Here is a 17,962-nt window from a genome sequence, read left to right as displayed (position 1 = left end):
GCCGCGTCGAGCCGAGGGGCATGGGAACTCCCGGTATGACCAACGCCGTTCAGCGGCTCTCGGTGACGGGGACGGGGCCGGAAGGTTGCGGCACGGTGGCCAGCGGGGAGCGCGCGCAGGACGACGGGGCCGGGGTGCGGTCCGCCAGGGGCACCGCCGGCGGCGGCTCCGTCTCGCCGAGGACCACCCGCCGCACCACCCGCTCGGCGGCGTGCCCGTCGTCCCACGGGCAGAACCGCTCCCGGAACGCCGCCCGCAACTGAGCCGAGCGCGAGCCGCGCCAGTGCCCGGAGGCGAAGATGTCGATCAGCTCGTCCTCGCTGCGCGCCACCGCGCCCGGCGGGAACCGGCGCAGGTCGAAGTAGGCGCCACGGCACGCCTCGTACGCCGCCCAGTCCTCGGTGTGCACCACGATCGGCCGGTCCAGGCCCGCGTAGTCGAACAGGACCGGCGCGTAGTCGGTGAGCAGCGCGTCCGAGGCGAGGCACAGCTCCGCCAGGTCCGGATGGCCGCAGACGTCGATGATCCGGGCGCCCCGGACCGGGGCGTGGGTGCGGGCCAGGACCACGAAGCGCGGGCCGAGGCGGCGCAGGATCCGCTCCAGGTCGAGCAGCGGGCGCTGGGTGCGCCGGTGGTCGCGGTGCGCGGGCGCGTACAGGACGGCGACCGCGCCCTCCGGGACGCCCAGCTTCTGCCGGATCCGGGCCACGTCCGCCGCGGTCGCCCGCTGGAGGACGTCGTTGCGGGGCAGCCCGTACTCCAGCGTGGTGTAGCCGCCCGGCAGGACCCGCTCCCAGGTCAGGGTGGCGTGCCGGTTGCCCGACAGGACGTAGTCCCACTGGTCGACGTCCCGCAGCAGCTCCGAGAAGTCCAGGTCACGGGCCGCCGCCGGGCGCTCCAGCAGGTCCAGGCCCGCGTGTCCGAGCGGGGTGCCCTCCAGGGCCCGCACGACGACCTGCCCGGGCCGCTTGCGCAGCCGCCGCTCGAAGCGGGCGTCGCTGACCAGGTAGCGGGAGCGGGCCAGCGCCGTCCAGTAGGCGGCCGTGCCGGGCGTCAGCCGGCGCGGGCCCGGCGGCACCGTGCCCCCGGGCGTGGCGACCCACGCCGTGCGCAGCCGCGGGGTGTGCGCCCGGAACGCCTCCTCCAGCGCGGCCGGGTCGCCGTACCCCTCCCGGGCGGCGAACACCGCCCGGTCGGACCGCAGCGGCAGCCGCAGCTGGATGCCGTAGTGCAGCCGGAGCGCGCCGGCGCGCAGGGCGCGGGCGAGCTTCAGCGCCGACCTCAGCACGCGCCGGCGGACGGCCGCGGCCAGCCGGAGCGCACGGAACGTGCGGTGCAGCCCGAAGCGGATCAGGCCGTGCCGCAGCCGCGGGCGCGCTCCCGGCACGCGGTGGCGGCGGTAGTGGGCGCGGGCCCGGCGCAGGAACTCGCCGTGGCTGCCGCGCGGCAGCCGGCCCCGCCTGGTGAACACCACGGCGTAGTGGTCGAGCATCCGGCGGAACAACTCCGGGCGCCAGCGGGCCAGTTCGGGCCGCTCCTCGACGTACGCGAACACCCGGTCGTACTGCTCGAACAGGTCGAAGTGGCTGCGGCTGGTGGTGCCGAGGATGCTGCCCCGCCGGCGCTGCCGGTAGTGCACGCACACCCGGTCCAGGGTGGCGAGCGACTCGGCCGTCAGCAGCACCGGGAAGGTCCAGGGGGTGTCCTCGTAGTAGCCCGGCGGGAACGTGAAGCCGTGCCGGGCGACGAACTCCCGCCGGTACGCCTTGTTCCAGGCCACCATCAGCACCCGCAGCAGGCCCGGCCGGTCCTCCAGCCGGAACGGCGCCGGGCCCTGCTCGGTGAGCTGGGCGGCGAGCTGGTTGCGGACCTGGCGGCCGTCCCAGTAGGTGCGCGCGTAGTCGAAGACCAGGACGTCCGGGTCGCCGGTCTCCTTCAGCCGGTCGGCAACGGCCCGCAGCGCGCCCGGGGTGAGCGTGTCGTCGCCGTCCAGGAAGACCAGGTAGTCGCCGGTCGCCTCGGCGAGCCCCGCGTTCCGGGCCCGGCCCAGCCCCTGGTTCGCGTCCAGGTGGACGGGCTTCACGCGCGCGTCCCGGGCCGCGTACTCGTCGATGACCGCGCCGCAGGCGTCGGGTGAGCAGTCGTCCACGGCGATCAGTTCCAGATCGGGATACGACTGCGAGAGCACCGAGTCCAGGCACTCGGGGAGATACGCCTGGACCTTGTACGCGGGGACAATGACACTGAACCTGGGCAAGGGACATCCATGGGTCGGCTCGGCGCGGGCGTTGTGCCCGGGAACGGCCGATGGAGTGACTTGGTTACGGCCCCTGCGGCATTCGGGCTACACCGGGGCGCACGCCAAGGGGCGGACCGCCGACGGCCCGCCCCTCGACTGCGCCCTTCCTGCGGCTACTTGACCGCGCCCGCCATCACCCCGGACACGAACTGCCGCTGGAACGCGAAGAACACGGCCAGCGGGATCACCATGGAGATGAACGCGCCGGGCGCCAGTACGTCGATGTTGTTGCCGAACTGCCGTACCTGCGTCTGCAACGCCACCGTGATCGGCTGCGTGCCCGACTTGGTGAACACCAGCGCCACCAGCATGTCGTTCCACACCCACAGGAACTGGAAGATGCCGAGGCTCGCGATGGCCGGCCCGCCGAGCGGCATCACCACCCGGGCGAACAGCCGGAGTTCACCGGCGCCGTCCAGCCGGGCCGCCTCCAGCAGCTCGCGCGGGATCTCCGCGAAGAAGTTCCGCAGCAGGAACACCGCGAACGGCAGACCGAAGCCGGTGTGGAACAGGATCACCCCGAGGATCGACCCGAACAGACCGATCTTGCCGAACAGTTCGGCGATCGGGATCAGCGCCACCTGCACGGGCACCACCAGCAGGCTCACCACGCCCAGGAACCACCAGTCCCGGCCCGGGAACTCCATCCACGCGAACGCGTACCCGGCCAGCGCCCCGACCACCACGACCAGGACGGTCGCTGGAACCGTGATCAGCACCGTGTTCACCAGGGAGTGGGTGATGTCGGAGTTCTCCAGCAGCTTCTGGTAGCTGTCCACGGTGAGCTGGGACGGCTTGGTGAACACCGTCCACCAGCCGCTCGCGCTCATGTCCTGCGGGGCGCGCAGCGAGGAGATGAGCAGGCCGATGGTCGGCACCAGCCAGAACAGGCCCACCACGATGAGGACCACACGGACCAGTCCGCCGCTCAGCCGCTCCGTGATCCGGGACGCCAGCGACTGCCCGGCCTTCACCGTCCCGGCCGGGTCGGCCTTCCCGATGCTTCCGGCGGTCGCCGTCATCGCCGCACCTCCCGCCTGAGCCGACGAACGTTGAACAGCATCACCGGAATCACCAGCAGCAGCAGGAACACCGAGATCGCGCTCGCGACGCCCGGCCGGCCCTCCGCGAACCCCTTGCGGTACAGCTCCAGCGCCAGCACGTTCGCGTCGTCCTGGGAGGAGCCCGGCGCGATGATGAACACCAGGTCGAACACCTTCAGCACGTTGATCATCAGCGTGACGACGACGACCGCCAGCACCGGTGCCAGCAAGGGCACGGTGACCTTGCGGAACACCTGCCACTCGGTGGCGCCGTCCACCCGTGCCGCCTCCAGCAGCTCCCGGGGGACGCCCGCGAGCCCGGCCGCGATCAGCACCATCGCGAAGCCCGCCCACATCCACACGTACGACCCGATGATCGCCGGGGTGACCAGTGCCGGGCCGAGCCAGTCGACCCCGTTGTACGGCTCCCTGAAGTTGCTCGCCGGCAGCCGGAGCAGCGCCCCGTCGGCCGCCGCGGGCAGGGTGAAGGTGCCGTCGCCGGACGCCTTCGCCGAGGCGACCACCTTGCCGTCCTTCACCGCCTCGATCCGCATCCCGGCATAGCCCACCTCGGACGGATCGGGCGCGCCGAGCTTCCCGACGCCCTTGCCCCGGGTGAAGTCCTGCCAGGTGGTGCCGGTGACCTTCCCCGGCTCCGGTCGTGCGGCGGCGGCCTTCTTCGCGTCGTCCGGCAACTGGTCCGGGGCGACGCCGACGAGCGGCAGGGCGACCGGCTGCCCGGCGTGCACCGCGGCCTTGGTGACGAAGCCCCCGCCCTGGGCCACGAGCGGCGACCGGCGGCCCGGGTGCGCCTTCGGGAACGCCGACGACTGCGCGAACGTGTCGTGCACGCCCACCCACACGGCGTTCGCGACGCCCTTGTCCGGGTCCTGGTCGTACACCAGCCGGAAGATGATCCCGGCGGCCAGCATCGAGATCGCCATCGGCATGAAGACGACCAGCTTGAACGCCGTTCCCCAGCGCACCCGTTCGGTGAGCACCGCGAAGACCAGGCCGAGGGCGGTGGAGACCGTCGGCGCGAACACCACCCACAGGACGTTGTTCTTCAGCGCGGTGCGGATGCCGTCGTCGGTGAAGAGGGTCTTGTAGTTGTCGAAGCCGACGAAGCCGTCGCCGGAGGCGTTGGAGAAACTGCGGACGAGCGAGTACCCGATCGGGTAGACCACGAGCGCGCCCAGCAGCACCAGCGCGGGCAGCAGGAACAGCACCGCCACGGTCCTGCGGGTGCCGGTCACGCTCTTGCGACTGCGGGGCGCGGCGGGACCCGGTGGGGCCCCGGCCGCCGCTGCCGACGCCATGACCGGATCAGCCCCCGTTCCCGTACGCCGCCGCCGCGTCCTTCTCCAGCTTCGCCTGGGCGCCCGCCACGTCCCCCGGGTTCTTCAGGAAGTCCTGGAGGTCCTTCCACTCGCCCTTGCCGGGCGTCCCGCCGAAGGCCTGCGGGGCCTGGTCGGACATGTCGAAGCGGAAGTCGTCACCGGACGCGATCAGCGCCTTGGCGATCTTCTGCTGCACCGCGTTCGGGTACGCCGAGATCGGCACGTTCTTGTTCGGCGAGAGGTACCCGCCGAGCTTCGCCTGGATCGTGGCCGCGTCCGGGGAGGCGAGGAAGGTGACGAGGGCCTGTGCCGCCTTGGAGTCCTTCAGGATCACGGCCGCGTCACCGCCGGAGACCACCGGCGCGCCCGCGCCGACCGCGGGGAACGGGAACACCTTCGCGTCCGTGCCCACCTTCGCCTTGGTCTCACCGATGTTCACCTGCACGAAGTCGCCCTCGTAGACCATCGCGGACTTCGGCTGGTCGCCTCCGGTGAAGGTCTGGGTGACCGACTGCGGGAACTCCGTCTGGAGCGCGCCCTTCTGGCCGCCCGCGAGATAGTCCTTCTTGCCCCAGATCTCGGCGAGCGTGGTCAGTGCCCGCTTCACCGACGGATCGGTCCACTTGATCTTGTGCTGGGCGAGCTGGTCGTACTTCTCCGGCCCCGCCTGCGAGAGGTACACGTTCTCGAACCAGTCGGTCAGCGGCCAGCCGTCCGCGCCGGCCACCGAGAACGGGGTGACCCCCGAGTCGTACACGGCCCGCGTGGCCTTCAGCAGGTCCTTCCAGGTCTTCGGCTCCTGGGCGCCCGCGTTCTCGAAGACCCTGGCGTTGTACCAGATCAGCGACTTGTTGGCGGCCTTGTAGTAGACGCCGTACTGCTTGCCGCCGACCTTGCCGATGTCCTGCCAGCCCTGCGAGTAGTTCTTCGCCAGCTCCTGCCGGGCCTCGGCCCCGAGCGGCTTGGCCCAGCCCTTGTCGACGGCCTGCTTGATCGCGCCGGGCTGCGGCAGCAGCGCCACGTCCGGCGGCTGGCCGCCCGCGATCTTCGATCCGAGGAAGTTGATGATCGGGTCCTGCGCGGGCACGAACGTGACCTGCGCGCCGGTCCGCTTCTCGAACTCGGCGAGGACCTTCTTGAAGTTGGCCTGCTCCCCGCCGGTCCAGACGGCGGCCACCTCCAGATGGGCGCCGTTCAGCTTCGGCAACGGGACGGTGGAGCCGGCGGTGGCCCCGCTGCTCTTGTCCCCGTTGTCCTTCTTGTCGTCGTCGCTTCCGGAGCAGGCGGAGAGCGCGAGCGCTCCCGTGAGCAGTGCGGCGAGTGTGGTGACGGCCCTGTGTGTCCGGAACGTGCTGCTCTTGCTGCGCATCACTTCCCCGTTCGTCGTTCTTTCGTTGAACGCTGCTGAACGTCAGAACTCTGTCCCGTGCGGTCCGGTGTACGCCGGGCCGCGACGGGTGGGCAAGAGCGCCTGCGGTGTCCATCGGCTCATCGTGACCGGCTCGTGACCAGGGGCGCATGCCCGCGGACTTCCGACGGCGCGGGGGCCGGGCGGGTACGCCGGGGAGGGGCCGGGTTCACCTGGAGGGGTGACGCGGTTCCGTCAGAGAAGGGAGGGCACCTCCGCCGCCGCGACCTCACGGGCCGCCCGCTCCACCGCGCTCGCCAGCAACGCCAGGTCGGTCGGGCCGTTGCCCAGCTCCCGCACGGGCCGACGGGCCGGCGGGTCGCCCATGCGCTCCCAGTCCAGCGGGACGACGGTGGGCCGCTGGGTCGCGGTCCGCGGGATGCGGCCCGTCACCCGGCCGCCCTGGAAGCCGGTGGGCCGCCCGTCCGCGTGCAGCAGCGTGCCCCGTCCCGGCGCCGGCTGGTCCGGTCCCGGCTGCGGGGCGTCCAGCGTGACCCGCAGCGCGGCCCGGCGCGCCGGCTCGGACTCCGCCGTACGGCCGCCGGTCCCGGCCGCCGCCACCAGGTGGACGCCGAGCCGCTCGCCCTCCCGGGCCACCGCCTCCAGCGCCCGTATCACCGAACCGGCGGCGGGCCGGCCCGGCGAGCCGAGGGCCGGGGAGACCAGTGCGTCCAGGTCGTCCACGACCACCACCAGCCGGGGCAACGGCGACACGGCCGCGGCCCGCTGCCGGGCGGCGGCACCCGGCCGCAGCCGGAGCGTGGAACTGGGGGGCGTCTCGATGTCACCGGAGGAGGGCGCGGCACCGGGGTGGGGCGTGCGCTGGGAGACCAGTCGGCCGGAGACCTCCTGCCCGGCGTGCCACTGGGCGAAGTCGGTCCGGCCCAGCAGCTCCGCCCGGCGCTTCAGCTCGGCGGCCAGCGACTGCGCGAACTCCCGCATCCGGACCGGGTCGTTGGCGATGAGGTGCGTGGTCACATGCGGTATGTCCGTGCACACGCGCAGGCCCTCACCGCGGCCGGCGCCCGTGCCGACCCCGTCCCGGCCGTCGAGCAGGACCATGGCCAGCCGGTCCGGCCGCTCGGCCGCGGCCAGCGAGGCGACCACGGCCCGCAGCAGCTCGGTACGGCCGCTGCCGGCCGGCCCCTCGATCAGCAGGTGCGGCCCGTCGGCCACGAGATCGACGGTGACCGGCCCGCGCGGCCCCGCGCCCAGCACCGCGCGGGCCCGGCCGCCCAGCGACCGCGTGTCGTCGGCCGCGTCGGCCCAGCGGGCCATCAGCGACGCCGGGGTGGCCCGGGCCAGCCCCAACTCGTCCAGCAGCCGGGCCGACTGGGGCAGCGGTGTGGCCACGCGCGCGTGGTGCTCGCCTGCGGGGCCGTCCGGGCGCAGCGGTGCGAGCGCCCGCGCGAACCGCTCGGCCCAGGCGGCGGAGACGGCGTCGACGGTGGCGGGCGAACCGGGACCCACGGGACCGCTCGGCGCGACCCGCGTCAGCCGCAGCGTGGCGGCGACGTCTCCGCTGAGCAGCGCCACGGCACCGCAGTGCCGGAACGTCGGCGTCACCGCGCAGGCGGCCTCGTACGTCTCCGTCACCGGGGAGGCGGGCGACGCGGTCGGGGTCTCGGCGAGACACACCACATGGACCCCGGCCCGCGGTCCGGCCACGGCCAGCCGCGCGAGCGCGTCCCGCAGTCCGGCACCGCCCGGATCCCCGTCCACGACGACGACGGTGAACGGTCCGCCGAAGCCGCCACCGGCACCGGGGCCTTCCTTGGCCCAGGAGGGGCGGCGGGCGGGCGGCTCGGTGTGCGAGGGGGCGGCGGCCGGGGTGGGCGTGCCGTGGCGTACCGCGTGTCCAGGGCCACCGTAGGACCCATAGGTCCCGTGGGTCCGGTCGTAGGTCCCGCGGGAGGCGTCGGTGCCGGCCGCTCCCGGGGCGGTCGGGGTGCCGGGGACCGCGGTCGGCCCCTGGACGCCCGTCGCCCCCGCCGTGGGAGCCGCGTCGTGCGCGAGCGTGGGGTGGGCCGTCGTACGGCCCGTCGCCGCGTGGTCCTCCACCCGGCGCAGCAGTTCCTCCGCGCGGGCCGCCGCCTGTTCACGGTCGTAGGCCAGCAGCAGCCGGCAGTCCTGGCCGTGGCCCGGCCGGACGTGCGGGAGCCAGCCCAGCCAGGCCCACTCGGCGGTACGGTCCGCCACCGGCCGCGAGTGGTCCGCGCTGATCAGCACGATCTCCAGCAGGTCGGGGGAGTGCAGCGCGGCGAGCTGGGCCAGCACCGCGCGGGCCAGCCCGGACAGCCGGGGGCGCGGACCGGCCAGGCCCAGCGCGCCCGCCTCTCGCAGCGCGGCCGTCACCGGCACCGCCGGCAGCAGGCCCGTGCCGTCCGGCGTGCTCCGGTCGGCCGTGCCGAGCCGCACGGTCAGCGCCTCGGGGTGTCCCGGCCCGCGCTCCCACAGCCGGGGCCCGGGGCCCAGCGCGGTGAGCAGCACGGCGGCCGGGTCCGGCCAGGTCTCCGGCTGCCGCGGGGCATCGGCCGCCGGGGCGCCGCCGGCGGGGGCGGCCGTGCCGCCGTACTCCTGCGGTCCGGCCGGCTGCTCCCCGCGCCCGCCGGCCAGCCGACGCGCCCAGGCCCCGAGCCCGCGCCGCCGGACACCGTGCGGGACGTCGGTGCCCCGCAGCGGGGTCCCCTTGCGCCCGTGCGCCCGTGCGTCCTCGTCACCGGTGCCGGCGACACCGAACCGGCCCGCGTGCGTGTCCGCACCGGACGCCGCACCGGACGTCGTGCCGCGCGCACCGGCGGAGCCACCGTCCGGGCTCTCCACGCTCGGCGCGCCGCCCTGCCCCGGCACGACGGGCGACTGCCCACGCCGGTGCTCCTGGGCGCCCGCGTCCCAGCCGGCGGAGCCGTCGTCATAGGCGTGCCGGGCACCGCCGGAGGCCCCCCACGCACCGGAACGCCCACTGCCGGACGGCGCCACGCCGTGCGGATGCCCCGCGGCCCCGGCGGCGGAAGGCGTCCGTGGGGGTGGCACAGCGGAGCCGGCCCCCGGCGGACCCGCCTCCGACGACCCCCGCTCCTCGCCCACGGCGACCCGCACGCACCCCTCGCCGTCGGCCACCGTCCGCACCCGCATCCCGGGTCCCCCGGACGGAGTCACCCGCAGGGCGGACTCGCCGATCCGCAGCAGGCCCCCGGCAGGGACCCGTACCGGCCGCTCCGTCACCCGTACGCCGTCGAGGGACGTGCCGTTCGTGGAGCCGAGGTCGGCGACCGAGACCCGGCCGTCCGCGCCGACGGTGACCACGCAGTGCAGCCGGGAGACGTCGGGGTCGTCCAGCGGGACGTCGGCGTCGGCGGAGCGGCCGACCGTGATACGGCCGCCGTGCAGCAGATGGACCCCGCCCGCGTCGGGGCCGGCGACCACGTGCAGCTGGGTCGGCGCGTCGTCCAGTTCGGGATGCGGCTCGGGTGCCGCCGGGGCGCCCAGGGACAGCACGGCGCCGTCGACCAGCGGAGGTTCGCCGAGCGTGCTGCGGCGCGGGTCGAGCCGCTCGGTGCCCGCGTACAGCACCACGGACGCGCCGCCGGTCTCCCGCCCCGTGCCGCCCTCTCCGGTGACCGCCCCGGCCAGCGCCGACGCGACCGCGGCCAGCTCCGTGCCCGCGGGAGCCGTGACCAGCACGTCGCGGCTCGCGGCGCGGCCCCGCTGCGGGGACGGGCCGAGCGGGTCTACGACGGTCAGCCGGATCTGCATCGGCGTCAGCGGTCCCTTCTGCGCGGATCTGCGCGGGCGCGGACTTCCCCCCACCCCCGCACGAGCACGTCGGCCAGCAGTCACTGAAGGCATCCCAGGGAGCTGCTGCACGCATCCTCGCACCTGCCACCGACAACGCGCCCGTGACCCGGACAGAAGTGATCTTGATTGGTCGGCTCTGCCCCCAAAAATGCCTGACCAATACGTCATCGGCGATCAGTTGAGATCGGTCACGTCCCTCCGCGGCAACCAGCGGACCAGGACACGCGTCTTCCCGTCGAGCCCTCGAACGCGGTCGGGAACGCGTGCGTGGTGCCGTGGAGCACGGCCTACAGTGGGTCGGAGCACCGGAACGCAGGCAAGCGAAGCAACAGCAACCAGCAGGGAGCGCGAGACGTGCGGCCAGTCGGCAGCAAATACCTGCTTGAGGAACCGCTCGGACGCGGCGCCACAGGCACCGTCTGGCGTGCCCGCCAGCGCGAGACCGCGGGCGCCGAGGCGGCCGTGCCCGGACAGCCGGGAGAGACGGTCGCGATCAAGGTTCTGAAGGAGGAGCTGGCGGGCGACCCGGACATCGTGATGCGCTTCCTGCGCGAGCGTTCCGTGCTGCTCCGGCTCACCCACCCGAACATCGTCCGGGTCCGTGACCTGGTCGTCGAGGGCGATCTGCTGGCGCTGGTCATGGACCTCGTCGACGGCCCGGACCTGCACCGCTACCTGCGCGAGAACGGACCCCTCACCCCGGTCGCCGCCGCCCTGCTGACCGCCCAGATCGCCGACGCCCTCGCCGCGAGCCACGCCGACGGCGTCGTCCACCGCGACCTGAAGCCCGCCAACGTGCTGCTCATGCAGCACGGCGGCCAGATGCACCCGATGCTGACCGACTTCGGCATCGCCCGCCTCGCCGACTCCCCGGGCCTGACCCGCACCCACGAGTTCGTCGGCACGCCCGCGTACGTGGCGCCGGAGTCCGCTGAGGGCCGCCCGCAGACCTCCGCCGTCGACGTCTACGGCGCCGGCATCCTGCTGTACGAGCTGGTCACCGGCCGTCCGCCGTTCTCCGGCGGTTCCGCGCTGGAGGTCCTGCACCAGCACCTGAGCGCCGAGCCGCGCCGTCCCTCCACCGTCCCCGAGCCGCTGTGGACGGTCATAGAGCGCTGCCTGCGCAAGAACCCGGACGAGCGGCCGAGCGCCGAGAACCTCGCGCGCGGGCTGCGGGTCGTCGCCGAGGGCGTCGGGGTGCACGCGAACGCCGCGCAGATCGCCGCCGCCGAGGGCGTCGGCGCGCTGCTCGCCCCGGACCCGGCCCCGGCCGCCGTCCCGGGCGTGCCTGGTGCCGCCGACCCCACCCAGGTGCTGCCGACGAACGCGCCGCAGGGGGCGTACGACCCGAATGCCGCGACCAGCGTGCTGCCGCACACCGGCGGCCCGGCCGGTGCCGCCGACCCCACCGCCGTACTGCCGAACACGGGCGCGGCGGACCCGACGGCGGTCCTGCCGCCCGTCCCGCAGGGCCAGCAGGGGCCGTACGGCCAGCAACAGGGCCAGCAGGGGCAGCAGGGGCAGGGCGAGCAGCAGCATCCCTGGCAGACCCAGCTGCGGGCCGCCCGCGACCGCAACGAGCAGACGCAGATCCAGTACCTGGACCCGGACGAGGACCCGTTGCGCCGCCGTCCCCAGCGGCAGGTGGCCCGGCCCCAGCAGCAGCCGCGCCCGGCCCCGCAGGGCCGCCCGCAGCAGCCGCAGCCGCGCGGCCGGCAGCAGGGCGCCGGGTACGGCTATCCGCAGCAGCAGCCCCAGCAGTACGCCCCGCCGCAGCAGCCCCAGCAGCCGCAGCGGTACGCGCCTCCCGCCCCGCCCGCGCCGCAGCGGCCCGCGCGGGAGCCCCGGGAGCCGCGGCAGCGCAGCGCCAACCGGATGAAGATCCCCGGGCTGGGCTGTCTGAAGGGCTGCCTGTTCACGATCGTCATCCTGATCGTGGCGAGCTGGCTGATCTGGGAGCTGACCCCGTTGCAGGACTGGATCGGCACCGGCAAGGGCTACTGGGACCAGATGACCGACTGGATCGGCACGGTGGGCGGCTGGATCAAGGATCTGGGCGGCTCCGGCAGCGGAAACTGATCGCCGGTTCGGAGATTTGTCGACATCTGCCGGGTGATTTCCGCCTCCGCGGTGAAGGTTGGCTCGTCGGACGCGTAGTTTTGGCGACAACACGCGTCTGTAGGAGCAGTCTTGGCACGGAAGATCGGCAGCCGGTACACCGCGAACCAGATCCTGGGGCGGGGGAGCGCCGGCACGGTGTGGCTGGGCGAGGGACCGGACGGACCCGTCGCCATCAAGCTGCTGCGCGAGGACCTCGCCTCCGACCAGGAGCTCGTCGGACGCTTCGTGCAGGAGCGCACCGCGCTGCTCGGCCTGGAGCACCCGCACATCGTCACCGTGCGCGACCTGGTGGTCGACGGCAACGACCTGGCCCTGGTCATGGACCTCGTGCGCGGCACCGACCTGCGCACCCGGCTGGAGCGGGAGCGGCGGCTCGCGCCCGAGGCGGCCGTGGCGATCGTCGCCGACGTCGCCGACGCGCTGGCGGCGGCCCACGCGGCCGGGGTCGTGCACCGGGACGTCAAGCCAGAGAACGTCCTGCTCGACATGCGGGGCCCGATCGGGCCGGGCGGCTCCCACCCCGCCCTGCTCACCGACTTCGGCGTCGCCAAGCTGATCGACTCGCCCCGGCGGACCCGCGCCACGAAGATCATCGGTACGCCGGACTACCTGGCCCCGGAGATCGTGGAGGGCCTGCCGCCCCGGGCCGCCGTGGACATCTACGCGCTCGCCACGGTCCTGTACGAGCTGCTGGCCGGCTTCACGCCCTTCGGCGGCGGCCACCCGGGCGCGGTCCTGCGACGGCACGTCACCGAGACCGTCGTCCCGCTGCCCGGCATCCCCGAGGAGCTGTGGCAGCTGCTGGTGCAGTGCCTGGCCAAGGCCCCGGCCTCCCGGCTGCGCGCCTCGGAGCTCGCGGCGCGGCTGCGCGAGCAGTTGCCCACGCTGGCCGGGATGCCGCCGCTGGACGTGGACGAGCCCGACCTCTCCGAGGAGGCCGCCGAGGAGTCCGTGCCGCCGGCTCCGCAGAGTGAGCCGGTACGGCGGCGAGGGGCGGTGTCCCTGGTCCCCGGGGCCAAGCCCGACTCCAACCGGGACACGCACACCTCGATGCGGGTGCCGGGGCCGGACGAGCTGGCGGGGGGCGCGCACGGGACCGCTCGGGCCCCCCGGGCCACGGGTGCGCCCCGGCCGGGCTCGGCCCGCCACAAGGCCGCGGTGCGGCGGCGCCGGGTGACCCTCGGGGTGGCCGGGGTGGTGGTGGCCGCCGCCGTGGCCGTCGGCGCCTGGTTCGCCTCCTCCGGCGGGGACGACGACCAGCCGGCCCCGGGCACCCACAGCACGTCGGCCCCCTGACAGGGGCCCGGCCCGCCTGCCTCCGACCCCGTCGGCCGGGAGGCGGGCCGGGGTCGCTTGCCACAGCCGTTACGCTGGAAGGCGTGGCAGTCGTCGATGTATCCGAAGAGCTGAAGTCCCTCTCCTCGACCATGGAGTCGATCGAGGCCGTCCTGGACCTCGACAAGCTGAGGGCAGATATCGCCGTGCTTGAGGAGCAGGCGGCGGCCCCGTCCCTGTGGGACAACCCGGACGAGGCGCAGAAAATCACCAGCAAGCTCTCCCACCTCCAGGCCGAGGTCAGGAAGGCGGAGGCGCTGCGCGGCCGGATCGACGACCTCGCGGTCCTCTTCGAGATGGCCGAGGAGGAGAACGACCCGGACACCCGCGCCGAGGCCGAGTCCGAGCTGACCGCGGTGAAGAAGGCGCTGGACGAGATGGAGGTCCGCACCCTCCTGTCCGGCGAGTACGACGCCCGTGAGGCGCTCGTCAACATCCGCGCCGAGGCCGGTGGCGTCGACGCCGCCGACTTCGCCGAGAAGCTCCAGCGCATGTACCTGCGCTGGGCCGAGCAGCACGGCTACAAGACCGAGCTGATCGAGACGTCGTACGCCGAAGAGGCCGGCATCAAGTCGACCACCTTCGCCGTGCACTCGCCGTACGCCTACGGCACCCTCTCCGTCGAGCAGGGCACGCACCGCCTCGTGCGCATCTCGCCCTTCGACAACCAGGGGCGCCGGCAGACCTCCTTCGCCGGTGTCGAGGTGCTGCCCGTGGTCGAGCAGTCCGACCACGTCGAGATCGACGAGTCCGAGCTGCGCATCGACGTCTACCGGTCCTCCGGTCCCGGCGGCCAGGGCGTCAACACGACCGACTCCGCGGTCCGCATCACGCACCTGCCCACCGGCATCGTGGTCTCCTGCCAGAACGAGCGGTCACAGATCCAGAACAAGGCCACCGCGATGAACGTCCTCCAGGCCAAGCTGCTGGAGCGGCGCCGGCAGGAGGAGCAGGCCAAGATGGACGCCCTCAAGGGCGACGGCGGCAACTCCTGGGGCAACCAGATGCGTTCGTACGTGCTGCACCCGTACCAGATGGTCAAGGACCTGCGCACCGAGTTCGAGGTGGGCAACCCGGAGGGCGTGTTCAACGGCGAGATCGACGGGTTCCTGGAGGCCGGGATTCGCTGGCGCAAGCAGCACGAGAAGTAACTTTGTCGACATGACAACTGCCGCCCGGGAGGCGGCAGTTGTTCGTTTGTCTGGGTTTTGCATCACACTCACAGGCTTCGGCTCTCCGCAAACGCCCTCCCACCGGACATTGCGCCCGCAACGGCCTTGACGTTGCTGTGAAAAGTCGGAAGGGTGGGGCGCGGCATGCGTACTCTTGGGGCGCATGTGAACCGGGGGATCGAGTTGACGCCACTTCGTCACCAGCTGCCTCCGTCGATCACGGCACGCCCCACGCGAAGCCTCATTGACGTACAGCTACTGGGGGTAGCAACCATATGACGAAGAAGACGCGGATCCGGGTCGCGCGGATAGCCGCCGGCGCCGTGATCGCGGCCGGTGCGTCGCTGACGGCGGCCGGCGCGGCTTCCGCCCTGGACCTCGATGTCCAGGCGGGCCCGATCAGCCTCGGCGTGAGCGGTGTGGGCGCCGACGGCGGCAACACGGACGGTGGCGGCGGCTGCCCGGTCGGTATCTGCACCGACGGCGGCACCACCACCGGCTCGGCCGGCACCGACGGCTCGGGCGGCGCGGCTGCCAGCGGTGGCGACGCCTCCACGGGTGGCGACGCGGCCACGGGCGGTGACGCCTCCACGGGCGGTGACGCCTCCATCGGCGGTGACGCCTCCATCGGTGGCGATGCCTCCATCGGCGGTGACGCCTCCATCGGCGGTGACGCCTCCATCGGCGGTGGCGACAGCACCTCCGGCGGCAACGGCAACGGCGGTGACGCCTCCACCGGCGGCGACAACGGCAACTCCGGCGGCAATGGCAACTCGGGTGGCAACGGCAACTCGGGCGGCAACAGTGCCGACGGTGGCAACGGCAACTCGGGTGGCAACGGCAACGGTGGCGGCAACGGCACCGACGGCGGCAACGGCAACTCGGGTGGCAACGGCAACAGCGGTGGCAACGGCACCGACGGTGGCGACAGCGGCACCAGCGGTTCCACCGACGGTGGCGACAGCGGCACCAGCGGTTCCACGGGCGGCGGTTCCACCACCGGCGGCAACCACACCGGCCCCGACGGCGGCAACAACAACGTCCCGCAGGACGAGGGCTCCTCGGCGCTGACCGACACCGGCTCCGACACCTCGGCCCAGGGCGGCGACAAGCAGCTCGCCGAGACCGGTGCCGGCCAGACCGCGTTCCTGCTCGTCGGCGCCGCGACGATGATCGCCGGCGGCATCGGCTTCCGCGTCCTGCCGCGCCTGGTGAGCGGTCGCGGCGCCGCCGCCTGACCGTAGCCACAAGGTCACGCACGGCACACGCGCAAGGGCCCGGAGCCTCGGCTCCGGGCCCTTGCGGCGCTTCGGGTCAGGCGGTCTGGTGCGCCAGCAGTGCCACCGCGGCGATCAGTACCGCCAGCAGCGCGATCAGCGCCATCGGGTTCACACCGCCGAGGCCTCCGAAGAAGCCCTCCTGCTGCAGTCGCTCGCGGTTGGCACGGCACACCGGGCACCGGCCCTCGCTCACGGGCGCCGCGCAGTTCGCGCACACCAACCGGTCGTACGTCATGCGCTCGCCCTCCTTGCACCGGCCATCACATGCACAACGCTCACGGGGACGAGAACGTTCCCCCGCGTTCCCGTCGTCCTTCGTCTCCCTTCCACTGTGCCAGGTTCCCGCGGCGCGTGCGCGGGGCCTCCGGGAAGGGGGGCGCGGGAAGCGGCCGGTACAAAAACGTACAAGTATTGCCCAACCTCGTCCCGCGACTGCACTTGCACACCCGGTTCGCGTATGGTCACGCTCATCTACCCCCGGCGACCCGTGGTGCATCCGTGATCCGATTCGACAATGTCTCCAAGGTCTACCCCAAGCAGACCCGGCCCGCACTCAGGGATGTCTCCCTGGAGGTGGAGAAGGGCGAGTTCGTCTTCCTCGTGGGGTCCTCCGGCTCCGGAAAGTCGACCTTCCTGCGGCTCATCCTCCGCGAGGAGCGGTGCAGCCACGGTCAGGTGCACGTGCTGGGCAAGGACCTCGCGCGCCTGTCCAACTGGAAGGTGCCGCAGATGCGCCGCCAGCTGGGCACGGTCTTCCAGGACTTCCGGCTGCTGCCGAACAAGACGGTCGCCGAGAACGTGGCCTTCGCCCAGGAGGTCATCGGCAAGTCCCGTGGCGAGATCCGCAAGTCCGTGCCGCAGGTGCTCGATCTCGTCGGGCTCGGCGGCAAGGAGGACCGCAGGCCCGGTGAGCTGTCCGGTGGTGAGCAGCAGCGCGTCGCCATCGCGCGCGCGTTCGTCAACCGGCCGAAGCTGCTCATCGCCGACGAGCCCACCGGCAACCTCGACCCGCAGACCTCCGTCGGCATCATGAAGCTGCTCGACCGCATCAACCGGACGGGCACCACCGTCATCATGGCGACGCACGACCAGAACATCGTGGACCAGATGCGCAAGCGCGTCATCGAGCTGGAGAAGGGCCGCCTCGTCCGCGACCAGGCCCGCGGCGTCTACGGCTACCAGCACTGACCGCACCAGCATCCAGTTCCGGAAAGGCCTGAAGAACCCGCCATGCGCGCCCAGTTCGTCCTGTCGGAGATCGGTGTCGGTCTCCGCCGCAATCTGACGATGACCTTCGCCGTCATCGTCTCCGTCGCCCTGTCCCTGGCCCTGTTCGGCGGCTCGCTGCTGATGAGCGACCAGGTGAGCACCATGAAGGGCTACTGGTACGACAAGGTCAACGTCTCGATCTTCCTGTGCAACAAGCACGACGCGGAGAACGACGTCCACTGCGCCAAGGGCGCGGTCACCGAGGACCAGAAGAAGCAGATCCTCGTGGACCTGGACAAGATGCCGGTCGTCGAGAAGGTGACCTACGAGTCGCAGGACGAGGCGTACAAGCACTACAAGGAGCAGTTCGGCAACTCCCCGCTGGCCGGCTCGCTGACGCCGGACCAGATGCAGGAGTCGTACCGGATCAAGCTCAAGGACCCGCAGAAGTACCAGGTGATCGCGTCCGCGTTCAACGGGCGGGACGGCGTGCAGTCGGTGCAGGACCAGAAGGGCATCCTGGACAACCTCTTCCAGCTGCTGAACCTGATGAACCGGGGCGCGCTCGGCGTGATGGCGATGATGCTGATCGTCGCGCTCCTGCTGATCGTCAACACCGTGCGCGTCTCGGCGTTCAGCCGACGGCGGGAAACCGGGATCATGCGCCTGGTCGGTGCCTCGGGCTTCTACATCCAGGCGCCGTTCATCGCCGAGGCCGCGGTCGCCGGACTCATCGGCGGCGGCCTCGCCTGCGTGGCGCTCGTCGTCGGCCGGTACTTCACCATCGACCACGGCATGGAGCTGTCCCACAAGCTCACGCTCATCAACTTCGTGGGCTGGGACGCGGTGTTGACCAAGCTGCCGCTGATCCTCGCCACCAGTGTCCTGATGCCGTCGCTCGCCGCGTTCTTCGCGCTGCGCAAGTATCTGAAGGTGTGACGCACGCCAACGGGGTCG

12 protein-coding genes are annotated in these 17,962 nt (G+C 72.9%); 6 read left to right on the top strand and 6 right to left on the bottom strand.

Going from position 1 to position 17,962, the window contains the following annotated elements; all coding sequences use genetic code 11:
• Nucleotides 1-49 precede the first annotated feature (49 nt).
• The 5 genes from IE273_RS03730 to IE273_RS03710 all read right to left on the bottom strand — a co-directional run bounded on the left by IE273_RS03730 (nt 50) and on the right by IE273_RS03710 (nt 9,846).
• A complete protein-coding gene (locus IE273_RS03730) occupies nt 50-2,257 on the bottom strand; it encodes a bifunctional glycosyltransferase/CDP-glycerol:glycerophosphate glycerophosphotransferase (RefSeq protein ID WP_189813644.1) in 2,208 nt (735 codons plus the stop codon).
• A 155-nt stretch (nt 2,258-2,412) separates the two neighbouring features.
• Nucleotides 2,413-3,321 (bottom strand): carbohydrate ABC transporter permease, encoded by a 909-nt coding sequence (locus IE273_RS03725; protein ID WP_189813643.1) that lies wholly within the window; start codon nt 3,319-3,321, stop codon nt 2,413-2,415.
• Nucleotides 3,318-4,661 (bottom strand): carbohydrate ABC transporter permease, encoded by a 1,344-nt coding sequence (locus IE273_RS03720; protein ID WP_189813642.1) that lies wholly within the window; start codon nt 4,659-4,661, stop codon nt 3,318-3,320. Before IE273_RS03720 ends, IE273_RS03725 begins: the two co-directional genes overlap by 4 nt.
• Nucleotides 4,662-4,668: 7 nt before the next feature.
• The gene (locus IE273_RS03715) at nt 4,669-6,051 is read right to left on the bottom strand and encodes an ABC transporter substrate-binding protein (protein WP_189813641.1); all 1,383 of its coding nucleotides are present in this window, start codon (nt 6,049-6,051) and stop codon (nt 4,669-4,671) included.
• A 234-nt stretch (nt 6,052-6,285) separates the two neighbouring features.
• Complete coding sequence (locus IE273_RS03710; protein WP_189813640.1) at nt 6,286-9,846, bottom strand: FtsK/SpoIIIE domain-containing protein; 3,561 nt, start codon at nt 9,844-9,846, stop codon at nt 6,286-6,288.
• Nucleotides 9,847-10,242: 396 nt separating this feature from the next.
• Between IE273_RS03710 and IE273_RS03705 the strand changes: the two genes are divergently transcribed.
• From IE273_RS03705 to IE273_RS03690, 4 genes are all read left to right on the top strand, one after another.
• On the top strand, nt 10,243-11,967 hold the full coding sequence (locus IE273_RS03705; RefSeq protein ID WP_189813639.1) for a serine/threonine-protein kinase: 1,725 nt from the start codon (nt 10,243-10,245) through the stop codon (nt 11,965-11,967).
• Between the two features lie 111 nt (nt 11,968-12,078).
• On the top strand, nt 12,079-13,305 hold the full coding sequence (locus IE273_RS03700) for a serine/threonine-protein kinase (RefSeq protein WP_189813638.1): 1,227 nt from the start codon (nt 12,079-12,081) through the stop codon (nt 13,303-13,305).
• A gap of 83 nt (nt 13,306-13,388) precedes the next feature.
• Nucleotides 13,389-14,495, top strand: a complete 1,107-nt coding sequence (gene prfB, locus IE273_RS03695; protein WP_189813637.1) for a peptide chain release factor 2 — start codon at nt 13,389-13,391, stop codon at nt 14,493-14,495.
• Between the two features lie 296 nt (nt 14,496-14,791).
• On the top strand, nt 14,792-15,754 hold the full coding sequence (locus IE273_RS03690; RefSeq protein WP_189813636.1) for a hypothetical protein: 963 nt from the start codon (nt 14,792-14,794) through the stop codon (nt 15,752-15,754).
• A 76-nt stretch (nt 15,755-15,830) separates the two neighbouring features.
• On the opposite strand, the gene IE273_RS03685 is transcribed toward IE273_RS03690, so the two are convergent.
• On the bottom strand, nt 15,831-16,031 hold the full coding sequence (locus IE273_RS03685; RefSeq protein ID WP_014673040.1) for a hypothetical protein: 201 nt from the start codon (nt 16,029-16,031) through the stop codon (nt 15,831-15,833).
• 263 nt (nt 16,032-16,294) lie between these two features.
• Between IE273_RS03685 and ftsE the strand changes: the two genes are divergently transcribed.
• A complete protein-coding gene (gene ftsE, locus IE273_RS03680) occupies nt 16,295-16,984 on the top strand; it encodes a cell division ATP-binding protein FtsE (RefSeq protein WP_030610589.1) in 690 nt (229 codons plus the stop codon).
• A gap of 42 nt (nt 16,985-17,026) precedes the next feature.
• The gene (ftsX, locus tag IE273_RS03675; RefSeq protein ID WP_189813635.1) at nt 17,027-17,944 is read left to right on the top strand and encodes a permease-like cell division protein FtsX; all 918 of its coding nucleotides are present in this window, start codon (nt 17,027-17,029) and stop codon (nt 17,942-17,944) included.
• Nucleotides 17,945-17,962: the final 18 nt, after the last annotated feature.

The sequence above is a fragment of the Streptomyces olivaceoviridis genome, from assembly GCF_014650115.1.
GTDB lineage: Bacteria > Actinomycetota > Actinomycetes > Streptomycetales > Streptomycetaceae > Streptomyces > Streptomyces olivaceoviridis.
Note: the sequence above shows the minus strand (reverse complement) of the source record. Positions and strands in the feature narration are given on the sequence as shown.

Bases quoted from the DNA above. Each gene is read 5' to 3' on its own strand.
- IE273_RS03725 (WP_189813643.1), bottom strand. From the start codon at position 3,321: ATGACGGCGACCGCCGGAAGCATCGGGAAGGCCGACCCGGCCGGGACG.
- IE273_RS03720 (WP_189813642.1), bottom strand. From the start codon at position 4,661: ATGGCGTCGGCAGCGGCGGCCGGGGCCCCACCGGGTCCCGCCGCGCCC.
- IE273_RS03715 (WP_189813641.1), bottom strand. From the start codon at position 6,051: ATGCGCAGCAAGAGCAGCACGTTCCGGACACACAGGGCCGTCACCACA.
- IE273_RS03710 (WP_189813640.1), bottom strand. From the start codon at position 9,846: ATGCAGATCCGGCTGACCGTCGTAGACCCGCTCGGCCCGTCCCCGCAG.
- IE273_RS03690 (WP_189813636.1), top strand. From the start codon at position 14,792: ATGACGAAGAAGACGCGGATCCGGGTCGCGCGGATAGCCGCCGGCGCC.
- IE273_RS03685 (WP_014673040.1), bottom strand. From the start codon at position 16,031: ATGACGTACGACCGGTTGGTGTGCGCGAACTGCGCGGCGCCCGTGAGC.
- ftsX (WP_189813635.1), top strand. From the start codon at position 17,027: ATGCGCGCCCAGTTCGTCCTGTCGGAGATCGGTGTCGGTCTCCGCCGC.